At 71.9% G+C, this 23,206-nt stretch carries 16 protein-coding genes and 1 pseudogene; 15 read left to right on the top strand and 2 right to left on the bottom strand.

Going from position 1 to position 23,206, the window contains the following annotated elements; translation table 11 throughout:
- Nucleotides 1-93: 93 nt before the first annotated feature.
- A complete protein-coding gene (locus tag ACZ5TL_RS08655) occupies nucleotides 94-756 on the bottom strand; it encodes a GAF and ANTAR domain-containing protein (protein ID WP_468588994.1) in 663 nt (220 codons plus the stop codon).
- A 170-nt stretch (nucleotides 757-926) separates the two neighbouring features.
- Here ACZ5TL_RS08655 and ACZ5TL_RS08650 point away from each other — a divergent pair, with 170 nt between their 5' ends.
- The 14 genes and pseudogenes from ACZ5TL_RS08650 (at nucleotide 927) to ACZ5TL_RS08585 (ending at nucleotide 19,376) form a co-directional block, all read left to right on the top strand.
- Nucleotides 927-1,424 carry a DUF2975 domain-containing protein gene (locus ACZ5TL_RS08650; protein WP_468588655.1) on the top strand — a complete coding sequence of 166 codons (498 nt, stop codon included), beginning with the start codon at nucleotides 927-929 and terminating at the stop codon, nucleotides 1,422-1,424.
- Nucleotides 1,424-1,654: a helix-turn-helix domain-containing protein gene (locus tag ACZ5TL_RS08645; RefSeq protein WP_468588654.1), complete on the top strand. Its 231-nt coding sequence runs from the start codon at nucleotides 1,424-1,426 to the stop codon at nucleotides 1,652-1,654. Before ACZ5TL_RS08650 ends, ACZ5TL_RS08645 begins: the two co-directional genes overlap by 1 nt.
- Nucleotides 1,654-2,121 carry a GNAT family N-acetyltransferase gene (locus ACZ5TL_RS08640; RefSeq protein WP_468588653.1) on the top strand — a complete coding sequence of 156 codons (468 nt, stop codon included), beginning with the start codon at nucleotides 1,654-1,656 and terminating at the stop codon, nucleotides 2,119-2,121. Before ACZ5TL_RS08645 ends, ACZ5TL_RS08640 begins: the two co-directional genes overlap by 1 nt.
- Before the next feature lie 45 nt (nucleotides 2,122-2,166).
- Nucleotides 2,167-2,622, top strand: a pseudogene (locus ACZ5TL_RS08635) (hypothetical protein); the annotation flags it as partial.
- Between the two features lie 48 nt (nucleotides 2,623-2,670).
- Entirely contained in the window at nucleotides 2,671-3,453 is a 783-nt protein-coding gene (locus ACZ5TL_RS08630; protein WP_468588652.1) for a TIGR03936 family radical SAM-associated protein, read from the top strand.
- Nucleotides 3,454-3,712: 259 nt separating this feature from the next.
- Nucleotides 3,713-7,822: an Rne/Rng family ribonuclease gene (locus ACZ5TL_RS08625; protein WP_468588651.1), complete on the top strand. Its 4,110-nt coding sequence runs from the start codon at nucleotides 3,713-3,715 to the stop codon at nucleotides 7,820-7,822.
- 269 nt (nucleotides 7,823-8,091) lie between these two features.
- Complete coding sequence (gene rplU / locus ACZ5TL_RS08620; protein WP_004931419.1) at nucleotides 8,092-8,412, top strand: 50S ribosomal protein L21; 321 nt, start codon at nucleotides 8,092-8,094, stop codon at nucleotides 8,410-8,412.
- A 14-nt stretch (nucleotides 8,413-8,426) separates the two neighbouring features.
- Nucleotides 8,427-8,681 carry a 50S ribosomal protein L27 gene (gene rpmA / locus ACZ5TL_RS08615; RefSeq protein ID WP_003990207.1) on the top strand — a complete coding sequence of 85 codons (255 nt, stop codon included), beginning with the start codon at nucleotides 8,427-8,429 and terminating at the stop codon, nucleotides 8,679-8,681.
- Nucleotides 8,682-8,808: 127 nt separating this feature from the next.
- Nucleotides 8,809-10,245 (top strand): GTPase ObgE, encoded by a 1,437-nt coding sequence (obgE, locus tag ACZ5TL_RS08610; protein ID WP_468588650.1) that lies wholly within the window; start codon nucleotides 8,809-8,811, stop codon nucleotides 10,243-10,245.
- Nucleotides 10,246-10,391: 146 nt separating this feature from the next.
- Nucleotides 10,392-11,873 (top strand): FG-GAP-like repeat-containing protein, encoded by a 1,482-nt coding sequence (locus ACZ5TL_RS08605; protein ID WP_468588649.1) that lies wholly within the window; start codon nucleotides 10,392-10,394, stop codon nucleotides 11,871-11,873.
- A gap of 168 nt (nucleotides 11,874-12,041) precedes the next feature.
- Nucleotides 12,042-13,592, top strand: a complete 1,551-nt coding sequence (locus ACZ5TL_RS08600; protein ID WP_468588648.1) for an alkaline phosphatase D family protein — start codon at nucleotides 12,042-12,044, stop codon at nucleotides 13,590-13,592.
- Nucleotides 13,593-14,191: 599 nt separating this feature from the next.
- Nucleotides 14,192-15,688, top strand: coding sequence for a D-ribitol-5-phosphate cytidylyltransferase (locus ACZ5TL_RS08595; protein ID WP_468588647.1), 1,497 nt, complete (start codon nucleotides 14,192-14,194; stop codon nucleotides 15,686-15,688).
- Nucleotides 15,689-15,856: 168 nt separating this feature from the next.
- Nucleotides 15,857-17,965 carry a hypothetical protein gene (locus ACZ5TL_RS08590; RefSeq protein WP_468588646.1) on the top strand — a complete coding sequence of 703 codons (2,109 nt, stop codon included), beginning with the start codon at nucleotides 15,857-15,859 and terminating at the stop codon, nucleotides 17,963-17,965.
- A gap of 202 nt (nucleotides 17,966-18,167) precedes the next feature.
- On the top strand, nucleotides 18,168-19,376 hold the full coding sequence (locus tag ACZ5TL_RS08585; protein WP_468588645.1) for a glycosyltransferase family 2 protein: 1,209 nt from the start codon (nucleotides 18,168-18,170) through the stop codon (nucleotides 19,374-19,376).
- 113 nt (nucleotides 19,377-19,489) lie between these two features.
- Here ACZ5TL_RS08585 and ACZ5TL_RS08580 read toward each other — a convergent pair whose 3' ends face one another.
- Nucleotides 19,490-21,580, bottom strand: coding sequence for a hypothetical protein (locus ACZ5TL_RS08580; protein ID WP_468588644.1), 2,091 nt, complete (start codon nucleotides 21,578-21,580; stop codon nucleotides 19,490-19,492).
- A gap of 359 nt (nucleotides 21,581-21,939) precedes the next feature.
- Here ACZ5TL_RS08580 and proB point away from each other — a divergent pair, with 359 nt between their 5' ends.
- Nucleotides 21,940-23,121 carry a glutamate 5-kinase gene (gene proB / locus ACZ5TL_RS08575; RefSeq protein ID WP_468588643.1) on the top strand — a complete coding sequence of 394 codons (1,182 nt, stop codon included), beginning with the start codon at nucleotides 21,940-21,942 and terminating at the stop codon, nucleotides 23,119-23,121.
- Nucleotides 23,122-23,206: the final 85 nt, after the last annotated feature.

Below are 23,206 nucleotides of genomic sequence, written 5' to 3'. Positions count from 1 at the left end.
GGGACCCGCTGCATCAGGCCGGGTCGGTGACGCTCCCCCGGGGGGCCGTCCCGGCCAGGTTCCCCCAGTTCAGACTGTGTGCTGGGGGAGCCGTCAGCCCAGGCCGCCCTGCTCGCACACCCGGCGGGCGACCTCGCGGAGCTTGACGTTGTTCTCCTGCGAGTAGCGGCGCAGCACGTCGAAGGCCTGCTCCTCGGTGAGGCGGTGGCTGCCCATGAGGATGCCCATCGCCTCGCCGATGACATGGCGGGTGGCCATCGCCTGTTCCATCTGGGCGTGACTGCGGGCGCTGGCGAAGGCCACGGCGGCGTGCGAGGCCAGCAGCCAGCCCGCGGTCTCGCTCTCCTCCGAGAAGGATCCCGGCCGCCGGGAGTAGAGGTCGAGCGCGCCGAAGTCCTCGTCCTCGGTGTAGAGCAGGAACCCCATCATGCTGCCCACTCCCAGCTCACGCGCCTGTACGGCGTAGGCGGGCCAGCGGTGCTGCTCGGCGGTGAGGTCGGCGATGCGGAACACACGCTCCCCGGTACCGCTGCGGGCCGCGTCGAAGCAGGGACCCTCCGCGAGGCGCTCCTGGAGCCGGTCGCTCTCCACGACCAGGTCGTGGGTGGGCGCGAGCGTCTCCACGCTTCTGCCGTGCAGGAGGAGGATGCCGGCCGCGTCGCATCCCTCCACCCGTTCCGTGGCCGAGCCGGTGATGCGTTTCAGGGTGGCGCCGACCGATTCCTGGGCGAGCAGGTCACGCGCCATGGAGGCCATCTCCCGTGCGAACACGCGCCAGTCCACTGTCGTCCTCCTCGGTCCGCGTACTGGCCTTGGGTGCCTCTTGCCCACAGTTCCATGTGTCGCACGCTTCGGCGGGAACGGCCACTTGCCGTCGCTATCGAATTTCGATGGATTTCCATCGTGGGTCGATCGAAGGAGTGGCGATGGGGAAGCTGGCCGTGGCGGCGTTGCGTGGGGTGCTCGTGGTGCTGCTCGCCGGGTCGTTGTTCGTGCAGGGGGTGATGGTCCCGCTGCTGGCCATCGACATGAACGGGCTCAGGCCCGAATACGCCTACCTGCGCACCCCGATCCTCGTGATCTCGGTTCTGGGTGTCGTGACGGCCCAGGTCGTCCTGGTCTGCGTGTGGCGGCTGGTGACGATGGTGCGTCGCGGGACGGTGTTCTCCACGGCCGCCTTCCGGTACGTGCACGTCGTGATCGGCGCGTTCGTCGCGGCCGCGCTGCTGGTCTTCGCGCTCGCGGTCGTGCTCGCGCCGGGCGAGGCCGTCGCTCCCGGGGTGGTCCTGCTGCTGTGCGGGGTCGTCGTGGCCGTGCTGAGCGTCGCGCTGGTCGTGCTCGTGCTGCGGATGCTGCTCGCGCAGGCCGTCGCGCGCGACATCGAGGCGACCAGGATGCGGGCCGAGCTGGAAGAGGTCATCTGATGCCGATCGCCGTCGACATCGACGTGATGCTGGCCAAGCGCAAGATGTCCGTGGGCGAACTCGCAGAACGCGTCGGCATCACCCCCGCCAACCTGGCCGTCCTCAAGAACGGCCGCGCCAAGGCGGTCCGCTTCTCGACCCTGGCCGCCCTGTGTGAGGTGCTGGAATGCCAGCCGGGAGATCTCCTGCGCTGGGAGACGGACGCGCCCGGGGACCCCGCAATGCCCTGATGGGGAACATCGACATCCGCCCGGCCCGGCCCGGCGAACTGACCGCCGTGGCCGCACTCCGGTGGGACTGGCTCGTGGAGAACGGCGACGAGGCAGCCGGTGAACGCGAGGACTTCGTACGGCACTTCGCCGACTGGGCGTGGGACAACGCCGCGTCGCACCGCTGCATGGTGCTGGTGCGTGACGACGTGGTCATCGGCATGGCCTGGCTGGTGGTGGTGCAGCGGGTGCCCACCCCACGGGCACCTCGGCGGGCCTCCGGCGACGTGCAGTGCGTGTACGTCGTCCCCGAGGCACGGGACGGCGGCCTGGGCGGGCGGCTCATCCGGGCGGTTCTCGACGGGGCCCGGGAGCTCGGCCTGGAGCGGGTGACCGTGCACTCGACCTCCCGGGCGATCCCCGCCTACGCCCGGTGCGGCTTCCAGGAGTCCCCCCGGTTGCTGCAGGCACACGTCATGGGCGCCTGACTCGTACGAGCCCGGGGTCGCGCGGAGGATCCGCGGGAGAACGGGATGCTCGTCCTGCCCGCGCTCGCCCTCTGGCGCTGGATCCTCACCCCGGCCGGACGCGTCCTCGCCGTCGTCGGACGGGAGGTCCGGGACGCCCTCGGCCACGCCTGGCGCGTCGCCGGCCACCTCTCGCTCGCCGTCGGACGGTTCCTCGCGACGCTCTTCCGGTGGATCTTCGTCGAGCCGGGGCGATGGGTGTACCGCAGCGTGCTCACGCCCCTCGGGCACGTCGTGCGCGGCACCGTCCTGCGGCCCGCCGCGGAGGCCGCCCGCAGCGTGGGACGGGCCACGCGGCAGGCGCTGGCCGCCGCCCGGGAGACCGTACGGCAGGCCCGCGTCGACGCCCGGCGGATGCTCTTCGGCGCCCCGCGGCAGCCCCGGCCGGTCGACCGCGGGGAACCTTCGGGCCGCGGGGCACGTAGTCTTGGTAGAAGTACGACCGCTCTCACGAAGGACTGAACGACACTGGGCAAGCGACAGCCCGAAGGCCCGCCGCCCGCACCCGCGGTGCAGCGCATCCGACTGCGCTACACCAAGCGCGGCCGCCTCCGGTTCACCAGCCACCGTGACTTCCAGCGCGCCTTCGAGCGTGCGTTGCGCCGTGCCGAGGTGCCGATGGCCTACTCGGCGGGGTTCACACCGCACCCGAAGGTGTCGTACGCCAATGCCGCACCCACCGGCACGGGCAGTGAGGCGGAGTACCTGGAGATCGCGCTCACCGCGCCGCGCGACCCGGAGCAGCTCAGAGTTCTTCTCGACGCCTCGATGCCCACCGGGCTCGACATCGTCGAGGCGGTCGAGGCCCGCACCTCGGGACTCGCCGACCGGCTGACGGCTTCCGTCTGGGAGCTCCGGCTGGACGGCGTGTCGCCGGCGGAGGCCCGCCGCGCGGCGGGCGCCTTCAACGCGGCCGAGACCGTCGAGGTCCAGCGCCTCGCCAAGAACGGCGTCCGCACCTTCGACGCCCGCTCCGCCGTCGCGAGCCTGGAGATCCGCGATCTCTCGGAAACGCAGAGTTCGCAGGCTGATAGGCCGACCGACCAGCCCTGTGCGATACTGCGGCTGGTTGTTCGGCACGTGACGCCTGCCGTACGACCCGACGACGTCCTGTCCGGTCTCCGCGCCGTGGCCGACCTGGCGCCGCCGGTCCCCGCAGCGGTGACCAGGCTGGCGCAGGGGCTGTTCGATGAAGAGACCGGCACGGTGACCGACCCGCTCGCGCCCGACCGCGAGGCAGCCGAGGCCCACTCAACGGCCGAACCGACTGCCGCCGCGACGGCGTCGGCGTAAGGAAGGTTCCGCGTAGGGACGGACGTCGTAGCGCCGCCCTCGGACTCGGGAGCCACCTGGGTCGGGCAGCGCACCGACCAGAAGACTTTCGCCAGGCCGTACGCATTCGGCGTACGGAACCGGCGAGACAGGACACGGAAAGCTCCCGTGCGGCGCCCGCGCCCCGGACGGCGGCGACGCGCACAGCGCGAGCCGCGGACGTCACCGGCACAGCCGGACCAGGCGCGGCGCCCGGGAGCCTGACGGGAGAAAAGCCCGCATGCTCGAACCGACCGAACCCACAGAGTCCGCCACGGGCTCCGAACAGAACAACACCCCCAGCGACACCCTGCCGCCCCGCAGGCGGCGCCGTGCCGCGTCCCGCCCGGCGGGCCCCCCCGTCGGTGCCTCCTCCGACGCGCCGGCGGAGACCGTCGCGCCGGCCGTACCGGCCGCCGAGGCCGACGCACTCGCGGCCGACGGCGTGGAGACCGATGAGGTCGAGGAAGCCGCCGCGGAGGTGGAGGAGAGCCCCGAGGCCGCTGCCGGTGCCGAAGAAGTCGCGCCCGCCGCTCCCAAGCGGCGGCGCGTGGTGCGTCGCGCCTCCGCGCCCGCCGGGGCCCCCGCGGCTGCTCAGGCCGCCGAGACCGTGATGCCCGTGACCGCCGGTGTTCCGGACGCCCCCGAGGCGCCGGAGCCGGCCGAGGCCCCCGCGCCCGCCGACGCCCCCGCAGCCGCCGAGGTGTCCGAGGACGCCGCCCCCCGGCGTACCCGGCGCCGGGCGACGCGCACTGTGACCGCGCCCGCCGCGGCTCCGGCGGAGGCCGTTACCGAGACCGTGGCCGTGGAGACCGCGCCGAGCGGCTCCGAGCCCGCCGGCGCAGGCGCCGAGGCTGCTGACGCCGCCGAGGACGCCGCCCCGCGCCGGACCCGCCGGCGTGCCTCGCGACGGGTGTCCGCGCCCGCCGCGGCGCCCGCGACCGCCGAAGGGAACGCCGAGGAGGCGGAGGCACCAGTGACCGAGAACCCTGCCGCGGAGAGCGCCGCCGCCGAGCCCGCCGCCGTTGAGGCCCCGGCCGACGAGACCGCCCCGGCCGCCCAGGCCGAGCCGGCCGAGGACGCCGGGCCGCGTCGCCGCCGGCGGGTCGCCCGCCGGGCCGCCGGCGGTTTCGCCGAGCCCGCGCAGCCTTCGAAGCCGTCGAGGAGCTCGAAGTCCTCGAAGCCCGCCGCGGACGCGGACGCCACGGACGGCGACGGCGAGGCCCCGGCGCGTCCGGCGCGGCCCGCTGTCGCGCTCTTCCAGGCGCCCGTCTTCACCGAGCCCCAGTTCCAGACCCCGGAGCGGGCCGCCGCCGCGGCCGCCGCCGAGGAGGCCGGGCCCGAGGAACCCGACGAGGTCGCGCAGGCGGAGGACGTCCGCGAGGAGCAGCCCGCCGGGTCGCGCCGCCGACGCCGGCGCCGTGGCTCCGGCGAGGAGCCCGAGGCTCAGGCGGCCGAGGCCCCCGCCGCCCGGACCCCCGCAGCCGCGAGCGCCGAGTCCGCCGAGTCCGCAGAGGACGAGACGGATGAGGACGACGAGTCCGCCGACGACCAGGCCGACGGCGACGACCAGGACGAGTCCGAGGGCAGCGGCTCACGCCGGCGCCGCCGCCGGGGCGGTCGCCGCCGCCGGCGTGGCGAGTCCGCCGACTCCGACGCCGAGGACACCGCAGACGCCGAGTCCGACCAGTCCGCCGCGCAGTCCGCCGCGCAGGAGAGCGAGGACAGCGCCTCGCAGACCGACGAGGACCAGGACGACTCCGACGACACCGACCGGGACGAGTCGGCCGGGGGCGGCTCCAGCAGCAGCCGTCGTCGCCGTCGCCGCCGTCGCCGCGCCGGTGACTCCGGCGCCGAACCCGAGTCCTCCGACGACCCCGAGCGCACCGTCGTCAAGGTCCGCGAGCCCCGTCCCGCGCGGGAAAGGGCTGCCGAGCCCTCCGACGAGGTGCAGTCCATCAAGGGCTCCACCCGTCTGGAGGCCAAGAAGCAGCGCCGCCGCGAAGGCCGCGAGCAGGGCCGCCGCCGCGTCCCGATCATCACCGAGGCCGAGTTCCTGGCCCGCCGCGAGGCCGTCGAGCGCGTGATGGTCGTCCGCCAGCACGGCGACCGCACACAGATCGGCGTCCTCGAGGACAACGTGCTCGTCGAGCACTACGTCAACAAGGAGCAGTCGACCTCGTACGTCGGCAATGTCTACCTCGGCAAGGTGCAGAACGTGCTGCCGTCGATGGAGGCCGCCTTCATCGACATCGGCAAGGGCCGCAACGCCGTCCTGTATGCCGGTGAGGTCAACTTCGAGGCGCTGGGCATGGCCAACGGGCCGCGCCGCATCGAGTCCGCCCTGAAGTCCGGCCAGTCCGTGCTCGTCCAGGTGACGAAGGACCCCATCGGCCACAAGGGCGCCCGTCTGACCAGCCAGGTCTCCCTGCCGGGCCGGTACCTCGTGTACGTGCCCGAGGGCTCCATGACCGGCATCAGCCGCAAGCTGCCCGACACCGAGCGGGCCCGGCTGAAGACGATCCTCAAGAAGATCGTCCCCGAGGACGCGGGCGTCATCGTGCGCACCGCCGCCGAGGGCGCGAGCGAGGACGAGCTGCGCCGGGACGTCGAGCGGCTGCAGGGGCAGTGGGAGGACATCCAGAAGAAGGCCAAGAACGGCGGCAACGCGCCGACGCTGCTGTACGGCGAGCCGGACATGACCGTCCGGGTCGTGCGCGACATCTTCAACGAGGACTTCTCCAAGGTCGTCGTCAGCGGCGACGAGGCCTGGTCGACCATCCACGGGTACGTCTCGCACGTCGCGCCCGACCTCGCCGAGCGGCTGCAGAAGTGGACCTCCGAGGTCGACGTCTTCGCCACCTACCGGATCGACGAGCAGCTCGCCAAGGCCCTCGACCGCAAGGTCTGGCTGCCCAGCGGCGGTTCGCTGGTGATCGACCGGACCGAGGCGATGGTCGTCGTCGACGTCAACACCGGCAAGTTCACCGGCCAGGGCGGCAACCTCGAGGAGACCGTCACCAGGAACAACCTGGAGGCGGCCGAGGAGATCGTGCGTCAGCTGCGGCTGCGCGACCTCGGCGGCATCATCGTGATCGACTTCATCGACATGGTGCTGGAGCAGAACCGGGACCTGGTGCTGCGGCGCCTGCTGGAGTGCCTGGGCCGGGACCGTACGAAGCACCAGGTCGCCGAGGTGACCTCGCTGGGCCTCGTGCAGATGACCCGCAAGCGGGTCGGGCAGGGACTGCTGGAGTCCTTCTCCGAGTCCTGCGTCCACTGCAACGGGCGCGGTGTCATCGTGCACATGGAGCAGCCGACCTCGCCCGGAGGCGGCGGCAAGCGCAAGAAGCGCGCGCGGGCCGGTGCCGCCGAGGAGCCGCACGTCCACGAGGCCGCCGCCGCGACCGCCGAGCAGGAGGCGGAGACCGAGGCGGAGGTCGTCGCCGAGGTCGCCGAACCGGTCGCGCTGCCCGAGCCGGCCTTCGAGCCGGACGAGGAGCTGTTCAACAGTGCCGCCGAGGCGGAGGCCGCGGCCACGCGTGGCCGGACGCGGCGCCGGGCGAGCCGGCGGGCGTCCGCTCCGGCGGGCTCGCCCCGCGGTGAGACGGCGGAGCCGCAGGCCGAGCAGGGCAGGGGCCGGGCCGAGGCGCCGACCGCTCAGGACGTGACCGTCGAGGAGGAGGCCGCACGCCCGGTGCAGCCGGAGCCGGCCGCCGAGGCGCACGCCGAGCCGGTGGCCGTCGAGGACCCGGTGGTCGAGGCCCCGGCCCCGGCTGCCGAGGAGGCCGCGCCCAAGGGCCGTGGCCGCCGCCGGGCGACGCGCAAGGTGTCCGCGCCGGCCGGTTCCCCGGCGGGGGCGGAGGCGACCGTGGTGACGGTCTCCGAGACCGCGCCCGCGGCTCCGGAGGCGCCCGAGCCGGCCGAACAGCTCGAGCCGGCCGCCGAGGCACCCGCCGAGAGCGTCGCCCCGGCCCGTCCGCGGCGCCGTGCCGTGCGCAAGCCCACCGCGCCCACCGCGTCCGAGGAGACGGCAGTCGTGGTCGTACCGTCGGCCGCGTCCGAGCCCGCCCCCGAGGCGGCCGCCGCGGAGGGCGTCGCCGTGGAGGAGGGCGCCGAGTCGGCCCCGGCCAAGAAGACGGCCCGCAAGACGGCCAAGAAGGCCACGGCCAAGAAGGCCGCCACCAAGAAGACCGCGGCGAAGAAGACCGTGGCCAAGAAGGCGACGGCGAAGAAGGCGGCGAAGACCACCAAGACCGCCGCCAAGAAGACCGCGTCGAAGAAGACCGTGGCGGCGGAGCAGTCCGCGTCCTCCGCGCCCTCCGTCTCGGCTGCCACCGACGAGGGCTGACCGGCGTCGGTGTCCGCCGGGGCGTGCGCGACCGCGCGTACGTCCCGGCGGACGCGACCGGCGTGACCGGTCGCACAGAGGGCGGGCCCGGCTCGGTTTGACCCCTTCGGTCGCGGCCCCGTAACCTTGACTGTCGGCGTGTCGACTGACGCGTCACATCCCCGTAAACCTCATCCTCCAGGGCGCCGGGCGCCCGGGAGAGGCTGCTCGCTGTGTCGGGCTGCTGGCCTGCGGGGGTGCCGTTTCCCGAGCGAGAGAGTGAGTCCCGCGTGTACGCCATCGTGCGCAGCGGTGGCCGTCAGCACAAGGTTGCTGTCGGTGACATCGTTGAGGTTGACAAGATTTCCACTGCCAAGGTTGGCGACACGGTCGAGCTCTCGACCCTGCTCGTTGTCGACGGCGACGCCGTGACCAGCGACCCGTGGGTGCTGGCCGGTATCAAGGTCCAGGCCGAGGTCGTGGACCACCACAAGGGCCAGAAGATCGACATTCTGCGCTACAAGAACAAGACCGGTTACCGCCGTCGCCAGGGCCACCGCCAGCAGTACACGGCGATCAAGGTCACTGAGATCCCCGCGGCTGCGAAGTAAGGGACTGAGGAGAAATGGCACACAAGAAGGGCGCATCGTCCACCCGGAACGGTCGCGACTCCAATGCCCAGCGGCTCGGCGTGAAGCGCTTCGGCGGTCAGGTCGTCAACGCGGGTGAGATCCTGGTCCGTCAGCGCGGCACCCACTTCCACCCGGGCGCCGGCGTCGGCCGTGGCGGCGACGACACGCTGTTCGCCCTCGAGGCCGGTTCGGTGCAGTTCGGCACCCACCGTGGCCGCAAGGTCGTGAACATCGTTCCGGTCGCCTGACCGGAAGCTTTCGCGAGGCGGACCTCACTTCCCTCACGGGAAGCGGGTCCGCCTTTCGCGTGTTACGCAGAGAACGACCCCGTACAACCCCGTACACAACGGCCGTACATCACTGGAGGCACACACCATGACCACCTTCGTGGACCGCGTCGAGCTGCATGTCGCCGCGGGTAGCGGAGGCCACGGCTGTGCCTCCGTCCACCGTGAGAAGTTCAAGCCGCTCGGCGGGCCCGACGGCGGCAACGGCGGTCGTGGCGGGGACGTGATCCTCACTGTCGACCAGTCCGTCACCACGCTCCTCGACTACCACCACTCCCCGCACCGCAAGGCCACGGGCGGCAAGCCCGGCGAGGGCGGCAACCGCTCCGGCAAGGACGGGCAGGACCTGGTCCTGCCGGTGCCGGACGGCACGGTGGTGCTGGACAAGGCGGGCAACGTCCTCGCCGATCTGGTCGGGCAGGGCACCTCGTACGTCGCCGCGCAGGGAGGCCGGGGCGGGCTCGGCAACGCGGCGCTGGCCTCCGCCCGGCGCAAGGCGCCCGGGTTCGCGCTGCTCGGCGAGCCGGGGGACCTGCAGGACATCGTCCTGGAGCTGAAGACCGTCGCCGACGTGGCGCTGGTCGGGTACCCGAGCGCCGGCAAGTCGTCGCTGATCTCGGTGCTGAGCGCCGCCAAGCCGAAGATCGCCGACTACCCCTTCACCACGCTCGTGCCGAACCTCGGTGTCGTCACGGCCGGTTCCACGGTGTACACGATCGCCGACGTGCCCGGGCTGATCCCCGGGGCCAGCCAGGGCAAGGGCCTGGGCCTGGAGTTCCTGCGGCACGTGGAGCGGTGCAGTGTGCTCGTGCACGTCCTGGACACGGCCACGCTGGAGTCGGAGCGCGACCCGGTCTCCGACCTCGACATCATCGAGGAGGAGCTGCGGCAGTACGGCGGGCTGGACAACCGGCCGCGCATGGTCGTCCTGAACAAGATCGACGTACCGGACGGCAAGGACCTGGCCGAGATGGTGCGGCCCGACCTGGAGGCGCGCGGCTATCGCGTGTTCGAGGTTTCGGCCGTGGCGCACCTGGGGCTGAAGGAGCTGTCGTACGCGCTCGCGGAACTCGTGGCGAAGGCGCGGGCCGCGAAGCCGAAGGAAGAGGCCACGCGGATCGTGATCCGGCCCAAGGCCGTGGACGACACCGGCTTCACCGTGACGCGCGAGGCCGATGGGCTGTTCCGGGTGCGCGGCGAGAAGCCCGAGCGGTGGGTGCGGCAGACCGACTTCAACAACGACGAGGCGGTCGGCTACCTGGCGGACCGGCTCAACCGGCTCGGTGTCGAGCAGGAGCTGATGAAGGCGGGCGCCCGGGGTGGCGACGGTGTCGCCATCGGTCCCGAGGAGAACGCCGTGGTCTTCGACTGGGAGCCGTCCGTGATGGCCGGGGCCGAGATGCTCGGCCGGCGCGGTGAGGACCACCGGCTGGAGGAGGCGCGGCCGGCGGCGCAGCGCCGCAGGGACCGGCAGGCCGAGCGGGACGAGGCGCAGCAGGAGTTCGACGACTTCGAGCCGTTCTGAGTCGACGGCAAGCGCGCATACGCAACGGATCCCACGGCAACCAAGTGGTCCCCCGGTGAGTCGTACTGGGCGGCGCGGGTGAGGATCTTGTTCCTCGCCGCGTGACAACTGCCCAGCTGACCACTGGAGTTCACGTGCCCCAGTCCATGAGCAAGCGCAGGATCGGCCGAGGAGTCGCGGTGGCCGTCGCGGTTGTCGCGGCGGTCGCCACCCCGACGGCCGCGCACGCCGCCCCCGTCGCCCCGCCCACCGCGGCGAAGCTCCACGACGACTTCAACGGCGACGGCTACGCCGACCTCGCCGTGGCCGCCCCGACCGCGACCGTCGGCGGCAAGAAGGGCGCCGGATACGTCGCCGTGGTCTACGGCTCGCGGAACGGGCTGGACGTGACGAAGCGGCAGGTGCTCACCCAGAGCACGGCCGGCGTGCCCGGCAGCCCCGAGACGGACGACGCGTTCGGCAGCGCGCTCACCACCGCCGACCTCGACCGTGACGGGTACGCGGACCTGGTGGTCGGCGTGGGAAACGAGGACACGGCTGACGGCGGTGAGGAGTCCGGGCTGGTCGAGGTCCTCTGGGGTGGCGCGAAGGGCCTGTCCGGCGGGGCCGTCCTGGCCACCGGGACGACCTACGACCGGCTCGGTGGCAAGGGCCGCCTGATCGTCGGGGACACGAACGGCGACGGCGCCGGGGACCTGGTGACCGCGGAGAATCATTTCAATCTGCGTGTGCTGAAAGGCCCGTTCGCCCGGGACGGCTCCGCGGCTCACGGCGAACAACTCGTGACGGACGAGTTCGACAGCCGCGTTCTCGACCTGGCCGCCGGCGACGTCAACGGTGACGGCGTCACGGACGTCGCCGCCGTCCAGAACGACGGCGACGAGTTCGACGCCCGCCGGGTCGTGTACTGGCTGGGTACCCGGCAGGGACTCAAGCCGTACACCACCGTGCAGGGCGGCGACGGCTACCGGCTCCAGGGCGGCGAGAACCTCGACATCGGGGACGTCGACCGGGACGGTTACGACGACATCGTGGTCGGCCGGGCCGTCGACGGGTACGACAGCGACCTCGACACCCCCGCCGCCAAGGGCGGCCGGGTCACCTGGATCCCGGGCGGCCCGGACGGGCCCGACGGTGTGAAGGCCGAACACCTCAACCAGGACAGCCCCGGTGTGCCCGGCAGCGCCGAGGCGGGCGACGGCTTCGGGACCGACGTCCAGGTCGCGGACGTCAACGGCGACGGATACCCGGACGTGGCGACCGGGCTGCCCGGTGAGAACCTGGGCAGTGTGGCGGACGCGGGGGCCGTCGTCGTACTGCCCGGCATCGCGCGCGGACTCACCGGCACCGGCGCCCAGGTGGTCACGCAGAACACGCCCGACGTGCCGGGCACCCCCGAGAAGAGCGACGCCTTCGGCCGGGCCGTCCACCTCGCCGACGCCGACGACGACGGCCTGGCCGACCTGGCCGCGGGCGCGCCGGGGGAGAACGGCAACGCCGGGTCCGTGTGGTACTTCAGGTCCGGCCCGACGAGCGTCGTGAGCCCGAACGCCACGACTGCCTTCGGCAACACCCTCCTCGGTACGACTGCCACGGGCGCACGCCTCGGCACCGGCTTCGCCTACTGATCACCCGTCAGACCCGCCCCGGCAACGGCTTGTTCCAGCGCCGGCGGCGGGTCTTCGGCTGTCTGCCTAGTTGTCATGTACGTGAATCCCGACGTTCAGCGGGCGGACCGCCCGCAGGCGTGAAGCTTCCCAGTGTCCAAGTGGCCGGAGAGGTGAGGGAGTCAGTCGATGACCGGAGCAGTATCCCCCGACCGACGCCGCCTTCTGACCGCCGGTGCCGCGGTGCTCGGTGCCGCGGCCTCCGCCCAGCTGTGGGTTCCGGCCGCCGCGCACGCGGCCGGGACGCCGCTGCCCGACGGGGTGTTCAGCCTCGGCGTCTCCTCCGGCGACCCGCTGCCGGACGGCGTCGTGCTGTGGACCCGGCTCGCCCCGGATCCGCTGAACGGCGGGGGGATGCCCGACCGGAAGGTGCCCGTGGAGTGGCAGGTCGCGGAGGACCACCGCTTCAGAAAGCTCGTCCGACGGGGCACCGCCCAGGCCCGGCCCGAGTACGGGCACAGCGTTCACGTGGACGTACGGGGCCTGCGCGTGGACCGTTCGTACTGGTACCGCTTCCGTACCGGCGGGCAGCTCTCACCCGTCGGCCGCACCCGTACCGCGCCCCACCCCCACAGCTCCGGCGGCTTCCTGCGCATGGCCCTCGCCTCCTGCCAGAACTGGCAGCACGGCTACTTCACGCCATACGCCGACATGCTGCGGCAGGACCCGGACGTCGTGGTCTTCGTCGGCGACTACATCTACGAGTCCACGCCCTCGGCGACGGGCGTCCGGCGGCACGAGGGGACCGGCGAGCCGTTCAGCCTGGCCCAGTACCGCAACCGGTACGCGCAGTACCGCACCGACCCGGACCTCGCGGCGATGCACGCGAACGCGCCCTTCGTGGTGAGCTTCGACGACCACGAGGTGGACAACGACTTCGCCGGACAGATCCCGCAGGACCCCGGCAAGCAGCCGCACGACGCGTTCGTGGCCCGGCTGACCGCGGCCTACCAGGCGTTCTACGAGCACATGCCGGTCCGGGCCACCGCCGTCCCCACGGGTCCGCACATCCGGATGTACCGCCGCCTGGAGTTCGGCCGCCTGGCCCGCCTGAACGTCCTGGACACCCGGCAGTACCGCAGCGACCAGGCCACCAGCCAGGCCGGCGCCCAGGACCCGTCGCTGACCATGCTGGGCGCGCGGCAGAAGCGGTGGCTGCTGAACGGGCTGCAGGACTCGCCCGCCCGCTGGAACCTCATCGCCTCCCAGATCATGATGGCCGAGACGGACCTCAAGGTCGGCGAGGGCAAGCTCTGGTTCTACGACGCCTGGGACGGCTACCAGGCCGAACGCAACCGTTTCATGCGGGAGTTCAAGCAGGTCCGCAACCCGGTCGTGCTCTCCGGTGACCGGCACCTGACCATGATCAGCGACCTCAAGGAGGACTACGCCGACCCGGACTCCGTGGTCGTCGGCGCCGAGTTCGTCGGCACCTCCGTCTCCAGCAACGGCGACCAGGACCAGGAGGCCTTCCGCAGGGAGTGGGACCCGAGGCGCCCGGACAACCCGCACTGGAAGCTGCTCGACGCGCACCGCGGCTACCACCTGTTCGACATCCGCCGGGACGGCATCGACGCGCGGGTGCGCGTGGTCGACACCGTCCGGCAGCCGACGGCGACCGCGAGCACGCAGGCCCGGCTGAGGGGCGAGGCGGGCCGCCCGGGAGTCGAGGTCGTCTGACACCCGCGCCCGACACCCGACCCGGCGCCGCCGCCCGCGTGAGCCCGGTACTCCTCGGAGTGCCGGGCTCTTCGCCGTACCGGACCGCCGTGCGGAACCGGGGAGCCTGTGAGAAGTCCGACCCGGGCCTGCCGCGTATGGCTCTCCGAGGCCGGAGTGCTGCGGAATCCTGATCAGGCATTCCGCGTCAATGGGCGGCCCTGCGGGCCGCATTCGCGGCCGGGTCCATGAAGGAGGCGTGCAGCCGTGCCCCGGGACGTGAAGAACCGCACACCACGGCGCGGATCCCGCCACCGCGAGCGGCGGACCCGGTATGCGGGGCATCGTCAAAGCGCGTACCGTGCACGGGACATCGTCCAAGGAACCGGCGCTGGGCCTCGGTCGCCGCCGTCCCGAGCGGCTCCGACGTCGCTGAGCTTCTGTGGGGTTGCTCACAGCGTACTTCCCCGGGGCCCGCACAGTCGTCTCACCAACCAGAAGGAGTGGGAGGTGAATGACAGGTTGCGCGCACATATGCGGCAGAGGTCGCTCATCTTGCACCGCAATAACCACAAGTGGGACCATTTTGGAGTCCCCTGTCGCCCCGAGGTAGGTCGCCTGTGTCCCAGCACATAGCCAAGCCCCGTACTACCGCAGTGGTTCTGGCCGGTGGCACCGGCCAGCGCGTGGGTCTGTCGATCCCCAAGCAGCTGCTGAAGATCGCCGGCAAGGCAGTCATCGAGCACACGCTGGCCACTTTCGAGAACGCCGACTCGATCGACGACATCATCGTGCTGATGGCGCCTGGTTATGTGCCCGACATCGAGAAGATTGTCGCGAAGGCCGGATTCAAGAAGGTCTCGAAGATCATCGAGGGCGGCGCCACGCGGAACGAGACCACTGAGCGCGCCATCTCGGCCCTGGGCGAGGGCCTCGCCGAGGGCGAGGACGCCAACGTCCTCTTCCACGACGCCGTGCGCCCCCTGCTGTCGCAGCGCGTCATCGACGACTGCGTCACCGCGCTGGAGCGCTACCAGGCCGTCGACGTGGCCATCCCGTCCGCCGACACCATCATCGTCACGCGCACGCACGGCGAGGACGGCGAGTTCATCACCGAGATCCCGGACCGCTCCCGGCTGCGCCGCGGCCAGACGCCGCAGGCCTTCAAACTGTCCACGATCAAGCGGGCCTACGAGGTCGCCGCCGGCGACCCCAACTTCCAGGCCACAGACGACTGCTCCGTCGTGCTCAAGTACCTGCCGGACGTGCCGATCCACGTCGTCGCGGGTGACGAGTACAACATGAAGGTCACCCAGCCCGTCGACGTCTTCATCGCCGACAAGCTCTTCCAGCTGGCCTCCACGGCCGTGCCCGAGCAGGTCTCCGAGGAGGCCTACCGCGAGCTGCTGACCGGCAAGACGTTCGTCGTCTTCGGCGGCTCCTACGGCATCGGCAAGGACATCGCCGAGCTCGCCGAGTCCTACGGGGCCAAGGTCTACGCCCTGGGCCGCTCCACCACCGGTACCCACGTGGAGAATCCGGAGGAGGTCGACGACGCCCTGTCCAAGGCGTACGCCGAGACCGGCCGCATCGACTACGTGGTGAACACCGCGGGCGTGCTGCGCATCGGCAAGCTCGCCGAGACCGACAACGCCACCATCGAGGAGGCACTGAAGGTCAACTACCTGGCCCCGGTGCAGATCGCCCGGTCCTCGTACAAGTACCTGTCCGAGACCAAGGGCCAGCTGCTGCTGTACACCTCCAGCAGCTACACCCGGGGCCGCGCCGAGTACAGCCTGTACTCCTCGACCAAGGCCGCCATGGTGAACCTCACCCAGGCGCTGTCCGACGAGTGGGCCGGTGACGGCGTCCGCGTCAACTGCGTCAACCCCGAGCGCACCGCCACCCCGATGCGCACCAAGGCCTTCGGCCAGGAGCCGAGCGGCTCGCTGCTGTCCTCCGAGGCCGTGGCGCGCACCTCACTGGACGTGCTGCTGTCCGAGCTGACCGGCCACGTCATCGACGTCCGCCAGCAGGATCCGACGGCCGGCGCGGCCCGGGCCTCCGGCTTCGAGCAGGCGCTGGCCTCGGTGCTGGACCGGCAGGACGACGTGTAATAATTGGCGTCAAATAGACTTTGGTAATTCAGGCCTCTGCGCTCTCCTGTTGACGAACTCGGTTACAGGAGTGTTCGCAGGGGCCTGAATCCATAGCCCTCGGAATATTCACAGACCAGCCGCATTCTTGAACAAGACCGGTACACCCTCCCAAGAGCAGGTTTCTCCGTGATATCCACCGCTATTCGGGTCGCCCGGGTGGGCAGCGCGGCCGAACTGGCCGCGGCGGTCCTCATGGTGGCGGGCTTCCCCGCCCTCATGCTGGCCGCGCTCGTCCCGAGCGTCCCCGCCTTCGCGGCAGCGGCCGCCGTGACGTACCTGGCGGACCACTATCTGCACCGCAAGGGCAGCTACCTGATCAACCGCCTCGGCAAGGTCCGGGCCGGCCTGTCGATCCGCTTCCTGATCCGGCAGCTGCTCCTCGTCCTGCTGCTGGCCCGGCTGTCCCTCGCGGACAACCTGATCTACTACGGTGCGATCGCCTGCTTCATCGCCTTCTACGGGCTGCAGGCCCCGCACGGCGCGCTGGTCCAGCTGGCCCGCAACCGCCGTCGCATGCCGGTCGCCACCCGCAACGTCGATCTCAAGTCGCGCATCCGCATCCCGGACGCCCCGCCGCGCCGGCTGCTGCACCGCTCCGCCGAGAAGATGCTGCACCTCGATCTCGCGGCTGTCGTCGGCATCCTGGTCGCCGCGCAGGTGAATTCGGCCCTGGTCGGGTTCATCGGCATCGGCGTCACGGTGGCCCTCGCCACCCTGTACGTCCTGGCTCTCATGCCGTACGTCCGCGGCCGGAGGATCGCGCCGAACGCCGAGCGGGTCCTGGCCGCCGTCGACGACTGGCTGGGGGAGTACAAGCCGGAGACGGTCCTGTACTTCTCCGGGTCGAAGGACTCCGCCTACCAGGTCAACATGTGGCTGGACACCATGGAGAACCTGGACTCCAAGCCGCTGATCATCCTGCGTGAGCGGGCCATCCTGAACAACCTGGTGCCCACCACGGTCCCCGTCATCTGCGTGCCCGGAGGGGTGCACCTGATGAACATGGACCTGTCCACGGTGCGTGTCGCGCTCTACGCGGCCAACGTCGGCAAGAACATCCACCTGCTGCGTGTGCCCACCATGAAGCACGTCTTCATCGGCCACGGCGACAGCGACAAGCTCGCCAGCGTCAACCCGTACAGCAAGGCCTACGACGAGGTATGGACGGCCGGCCGCGCGGGCCGCGACCGCTACGCCATCGCCGACGTCGGTGTCCGCGACGACGACATCGTCGAGGTCGGCCGCCCGCAGCTCGCCCCCATCCAGACCTGGCAGGGCGTGCCCGAGGGGCGGATCCCGACCGTCCTGTACGCCCCCACCTGGGAGGGCTGGGACGACAACCCGGGCAACACCTCGATCCTGCTGGCCGGCGAGAACATCGTGCGCAAGCTCGTCGCCGCCGACCCGCCGGTCCGCGTGCTGTACAAGCCGCACCCGTTCACCGGCACCCGCAGCGAGGACGCCAAGGACGCCCACCAGCGCATCACCGCGCTGGTGCGGAAGGCCGCCGCCGAGCGCGCCGTCAGCACGCGGTTCGTCGCCGACACCGCCGCCCAGGCGCAGGCCAAGGCCGAGCTGGCCCGGATCGAGGCCCGGCTCGCCCAGCTGTCCGGCTCCGGCGGCGACCGGGGTGACGAGGCCGAGGCCACCCGTGAGGGGCTGATCGACGTCGCCCGGCACGAGGAGGCCGCCCGGCTGCGCGCCGAGTGGAACGACGCCTACTGGCGTTCCTTCCCCTCCTGGGAGCACCGCGTCATCACCGGTGCCGAGCCGCGGCTGTACGACTGCTTCAACGTCTCCGACGCGATGGTCTCCGACATCTCCAGCGTGGTCTCCGACTTCATCGCGAGCGGCAAGCCGTACGCCGTCACGGACTCCGCGGAACTGGGCGTCGAGGAGTTCAAGCGGAACAACACGGCGGTGCGTGCCGCAGTGATCCTCTCCAACAGCGCGACCGAGCTGGGCGAGCTGCTGGGCGCCGTCCGCGACCCGGCCGCCGATCCGCTGGCCGAGGACCGCAAGGAGCTCAAGCAGTACCTGCTGGGCCCGGACGAGCCGACCTCCCTGGAGCAGTTCAACACCGCCGTCGCGAACCTCGCGCTCAAGGCCGAGACGCGCAACGTCGGCCAGGAGTCACGGGCGGGGGCCGCCGGCGCCGAGGCCGGGCTGGCAAACGCCGTGCCCGGGCAGCGGGTGTCCGCGGCCGGCGACACGGACGGTGTCGGCGCGGGCTGAACTGCCGTAGCCGAGTGAAGAGTTCGGCCCCGAGGAGGTTCTCCTCGGGGCCGAACTCTTTCGCTTTCCCGCCCCCTGTGAACTCACCGTGTGAGGTGACTCACTAACACGTGCGTGCGAGGCAACCGCTTGCCTCGATCACCCGTCTACCAAGTAGCGAATGAGGCGATACGGGGGGAATATCCCATTGAATAGGGGGAACGTGGCCGTGACGCAGCCTGATGTGAGCGTGGTCATCGGGGCGTACGAAGCGATGCCGTATCTGATCGAGTGCCTCTCGTCCGTCGAGGCACAGACCATCGATCCGGAGCGCATCGAGGTCATCGCGGTGGACGACGGATCGACGGACGGCACGGGGGAGTACCTGGAGGAGTTCGCCGAACGGGCTCCCATGCACGTCCTGGTGATCCGGCAGGAGAACTCCGGCGGCCCCAGCGGCCCCCGCAACCTCGGCCTGGGCAAGGCGAGCGGACGCTACGTCTTCTTCCTCGACGCCGACGACCGGCTCGGCCCCGAGGCGCTGGAGCGCATGGTCGCCATGGCCGACCGGGCCGGCACGGACGTGGTCCTCGGCAAGGTCGAGGGCGTCAACCGCTCGGCGCCGAAGTCCATGTGGGGCAGGACGGTGGAGCGGACGGACGTCTACTCCTCCAACATCAAGTTCACGCTCAGCGCGCAGAAGCTGTTCCGCCGCGCGCTGCTGGAGCGGCACGGCATGCGGTTCGACGAGTCGCTGTTCACCGGCGAGGACGCGCTGTTCACCATGGAGGCGTACCTGCGGGCGGACGGCGTGTCCGTGGTGGCCGACCACACCTGCTACTACCTGGTGGGCCGTGACGACGGCAAGCACGTGACGAAGAGCGGCAGTTACACGCTGCGCTTCGACTCCGCGCGGGCCCTGATGGATCTCATCGCCGAACTCGTCCCCGCGGGCGGCCGGCGCGACCAGCTGATGGTCCGGCCCTTCGTCGTCACGCTGCTGCCGCAGTTCGGGCCCAAGTACCTGACGGACAGCGAGGAGATCCGCCGGCACAAGTTCGAGCTGGCGAAGCCGCTGATGGACGCCTACTGGAGCGAGGGGGTCGCCCAGCGACTCAAGGTCCACGAGCGGCTGCGGCTGCACCTGGTCGCCGAGCAGCGCCCGGAACTGCTGCCGGACGTCGTCACGTTCGTCAAGGCCAAGAAGCAGGCGGCGGCCCTCCTGGAGAAGAAGGGCCGCCGGGTCTACCTGGCCTACCCGCACTTCCGCGACCGCGCCGCGGGCATCCCCGACGCGGTGTACCTCGCCGAGCCCCGAGAGGCCCGCGCGTTCCCGGGCTACCGGGAGGGCGGCGCCGACACGCTCATGCGACGGGCGGTGCGCAAGGCCCGGCGGGTGCTGCCGTCCCGCGAGGTGCGGTCCGCGGCGTGAAGGCCGGCCGGGGAGTGCGGATGCGGTGGTGCGGGTGCCGGCCCGGTGTGCACAGCGGCGCGGGGCCACCGGACGTTTCCGGTGACCCCGCGGCCGTCTCGTCGTGCCGCCGGTCAGCGCGGGGCGGTGGGCACTCCGGCCGGGTCGCTCGCCGTCCTGGTGCGCTGGCCCGGCACTGCCGACAGGTGCTCCGCCGCCAGCCGTTCCGCCACCCGGGCCTGGTGGTCCCGGGCCTCCTCGCACAGTGCCCGCACGGCCTCGTTGAAGCGCTCCTGCGACGACGGCTCGGCCGGACCCAGCAGGCGCCGCTTCAACTCGGCCCGAGCCTCGCCCAGGTTGTCCTTCTCCGGGCGCCGGACCGTCTCCAGCAGGCCCGCCACCCCCGCCGCGTCCGGCGTCAGCACGGTCGCCGCCGCCACCGTCGGGAACGCCGCACGGAAGGCGTCCTCGGGCAGACCGCTGGTGTTGGCCACCGCGTACGGCTTCTCGCTCGCCAGGAAGTCGCTGATCACGCTCGACACATCACTGATCAGCAGGTCGGCCGCGTTGTAGCAGGAGTACAGCGTGGGCCGGACGTCCGTGATGATCTGGTGCTCACCCTCCGGCAGCGAGGCCCAGTACGCCTCCTCCCACGCGGCCGTCGCCCGTGCCACCGCCTCCGCGCGGCCCGGCTCCGGCGCCGACTGCACCAGCATCCGCTCCACGGTGTCGGCCCCGGCCCGGAAGACGGACGTGGTCAGCCGGTCCAGCTCGGCGGTGCGTTCCGTCAGTGCCGCGGTGGCGGCAGCGGCCGCAGGTGCCGGGTGGCGCGTCCCCGTCCGCTCCCGGTTCGCCGACCGGATCAGCTCGCGGATGCGCAGGTCGGCCGCGCCCGCGCGCGGGTCCACCGAGCCCGTCAGCGGGTGCGGCTTGTACAGCAGCCGTACGCCCGGGTCGGCGAGCAGCGCCCGCACCAGGTTCTCACCGGCCGCGATCACCGACGTGTTGCCGGGGTTGCCGTCCCAGCCCTCCCAGGTCGGCGCGTACAGGACGGTCGTCCAAGTCCCGGTCGGCGGGCCCGCGTACGGCGTCACGCCGTCCAGCTGCGGGCGGCCCGTCTCCACCACGTCCTTGTCCTCGACGCCCACCTCGGCCAGGGCGTACCGCTCGCGCGCCGCGGGCCCGGCGACCCACACCTCGTCGTAGGCCTTCGCGTACGGGTTGCAGGAGGACAGCTTGTCGCTCTCGCCGTGGTTGACGAAGGTGTGCCTGATCGTGGGGATGCGCAGCACCTGGGAGGTCTTGCCGGAGTTCGACGGGTGGATGAGGACCTGGAGCGTGGAGTGCTCCAGCCGCATCAGCGTGGCCACCTTCGGCAGGCAGACGACCGGGATGTCCGTCGCCGCGATCTTCTGGACCATGAACCGCTCGCGCAGCACGATGACCGGCCTGCCGTCCAGCTTCGCGAGCGGCTCCAGCCACATGTTCGCCTGGTACGCCGAGGAGGCGCCGCCGGAGAAGTACAGGCCGACGGTCGGCCGGTACTCCGCCAGCCATCCGTCGAACCACTCCAGTACCTCCTGCTCGCCTGCCGGACGGCGGCCCGGCAGCAGCCGGAGCAGCAGCGCGCCGAGGCCGGCCAGCCCGAGGGCGAGGGAGAGCGCGATGCCGACGGCCGCGTACAACGGCTCGTCGCCCGCCGCGGCGGCCAGCAGCCCCGCCGTCGCGGGCAGGCCGAACACCAGCAGCCGCTGGCCGGGGCGGCGCAGCAGCAGGGCCGGGGCCGGAGACAGCCGCAGCGCCGAGGCGTCGATGTTCCGGGTCACCACCGGCAGCGTGCGGGTACGGCGCACCAGCACGGAGACCGCCTGGATCGCGCAGTGCAGCGCGTAGAAGGCGAACAGCCCGGCGACCAGAGGGGCGTACACCGTCTCCCGGTCCTGCTCGCCGAGCCGCAGCAGGCCCACCACCAGCAACAGGTCCCGCAGGACGTGCCGTACGGTGATGTCTGCGTGTGACTTGGCGAACAGCGACAGCACCCCGCGCTGCCACCGGTACAGCACGCCCTCGGTGGCCAGCGAGACGGCGGTCGCGGCCAGCAGCAGCGGGACGTGGGGCAGCAGCGCCGCGACCGCCTGCGCGGCGAACGCGGCGGCCAGGACGACGGTCACCAGCCCCTTGAGCAGGGCCGGCGGGTGGGGGAGAGGTAGGGGCACTGCGGTCACTCCAGGAGCATCAGGTCGGCGCAGGTCAGCCGTCCGGGTTAACGCGCGGCGACATCCTGACGACACGCGTGTGTCGATCAGGGTACTGGGGCGGCCGCCGTGTGCGTGTCCCCGGACCGTAACGGAAGATCGCCTTCATGTCATGAGACGGGGGCGACGAAGGGTGGCTGCCGTCCCGCTTGCCGCAGGGCGTAGCGGAAGATCGCGTTCCTGTCATCAGGCGGGGGCGAAGATGTGCGGCTGCCGTCCCGTGACGCGGGTGGCACCGTCCGTAGCGTGGACCGGCGCCGCGCCCCGTCCGGCCGTCCCGTAGATTTCCTGGTGAGCGACCGAATCGACGCGAGGGGACGGACGGCGACGTGGCAGGGGCAAGGCAGGCCGTGGGCGAGGCTCGCAGGATCGTCGTCAAGGTCGGGTCCTCCTCGCTGACCACCGCCTCCGGCGGCCTGGACGCGGACCGCGTGGACGCGCTGGTCGACGTGCTCGCCAAGATCCGCGGCGAGGGGGCGGCCCGCAGGGCCTCGGCCGAGGGCGGTGGCGGGAGACGGGTGGGTGGCGGGGAACGCGAGATCGTCCTGGTCTCCTCCGGAGCCATCGCCGCCGGTCTCGCCCCGCTCGGCCTGCGCCGCCGGCCCAGGGACCTGGCCCGGCAGCAGGCCGCCGCCAGCGTCGGCCAGGGCCTGCTGGTCGCCCGGTACACCGCCTCCTTCGCCCGCTACGGCGTCCGCGTCGGCCAGGTGCTGCTGACCTCGGACGACATGAGCCGCCGCGCGCACCACCGCAACGCCTCCCGCACCCTGGACAAACTGCTCGCGATGGGCGCGGTCCCGATCGTCAACGAGAACGACACCGTCGCCACGGACGAGATCCGCTTCGGCGACAACGACCGCCTCGCCGCCCTCGTCGCCCACCTCGTCCACGCCGACCTGCTGGTCCTGCTGTCCGACGTGGACGGCGTCTACGACGGCGACCCCGCCAGGCCCGGCACCTCCCGCATCGCCGAGGTGCGCGGCCCGTCCGACCTCGCGGACGTCGAGATCGGCAGCGCGGGCAAGGCCGGCGTCGGCACCGGCGGCATGGTCACCAAGGTCGAGGCCGCCCGGATCGCGGCCGCCGCGGGCGTCCCCGTCGTCCTCACCAGTGCCGTCCACGCGGCCGACGCCCTGACCGGCCAGGACACCGGCACCTACTTCCACCCCACCGGCAGGCGCTCCGCCGACCGGCTGCTGTGGCTCCAGCACGCCTCCACCCCGCAGGGCGCGCTCACTCTGGACGACGGCGCCGTGCGGGCCGTCGTCCAGGGCCGCAAGTCGTTGCTGCCCGCCGGGATCGCGGCGGTCGAGGGCGAGTTCAGCGCCGGCGACCCGGTCGAACTGCGGGACGGCACCGGGCACGCCGTGGCCCGCGGGCTCGTCAATTTCGACGCCAAGGAGATCCCCCGGCTGATCGGCCGCTCGACCCGCGAGCTGGCCCGGGATCTCGGGCCCGCGTACGAGCGCGAGGTCGTACACAGGGACGACCTGGTGGTCCTGCACCCGTAATGTGTCGAAACATCCGCCCTCGGTGGTGGACGTTCCGCAAAACCGCCACGCGATCCCTTGCGGCCTGCTCAACTTTGTCTCGGGG

This window comes from Streptomyces sp. NPDC033136 (assembly GCF_055578235.1).
The sequence above is the reverse complement of the archived record's forward strand: the minus strand, read 5'-3'. Positions and strand labels throughout refer to the sequence as shown.

Coding starts and splice junctions, on each gene's coding strand:
- rpmA (WP_003990207.1), top strand. CDS start 8,427: ATGGCACACAAGAAGGGCGCATCGTCCACCCGGAACGGTCGCGACTCC.
- ACZ5TL_RS08600 (WP_468588648.1), top strand. CDS start 12,042: ATGACCGGAGCAGTATCCCCCGACCGACGCCGCCTTCTGACCGCCGGT.
- ACZ5TL_RS08625 (WP_468588651.1), top strand. CDS start 3,713: ATGCTCGAACCGACCGAACCCACAGAGTCCGCCACGGGCTCCGAACAG.
- ACZ5TL_RS08605 (WP_468588649.1), top strand. CDS start 10,392: ATGAGCAAGCGCAGGATCGGCCGAGGAGTCGCGGTGGCCGTCGCGGTT.
- ACZ5TL_RS08640 (WP_468588653.1), top strand. CDS start 1,654: ATGGGGAACATCGACATCCGCCCGGCCCGGCCCGGCGAACTGACCGCC.
- obgE (WP_468588650.1), top strand. CDS start 8,809: ATGACCACCTTCGTGGACCGCGTCGAGCTGCATGTCGCCGCGGGTAGC.
- ACZ5TL_RS08655 (WP_468588994.1), bottom strand. CDS start 756: ATGGCCTCCATGGCGCGTGACCTGCTCGCCCAGGAATCGGTCGGCGCC.
- ACZ5TL_RS08645 (WP_468588654.1), top strand. CDS start 1,424: ATGCCGATCGCCGTCGACATCGACGTGATGCTGGCCAAGCGCAAGATG.
- ACZ5TL_RS08650 (WP_468588655.1), top strand. CDS start 927: ATGGGGAAGCTGGCCGTGGCGGCGTTGCGTGGGGTGCTCGTGGTGCTG.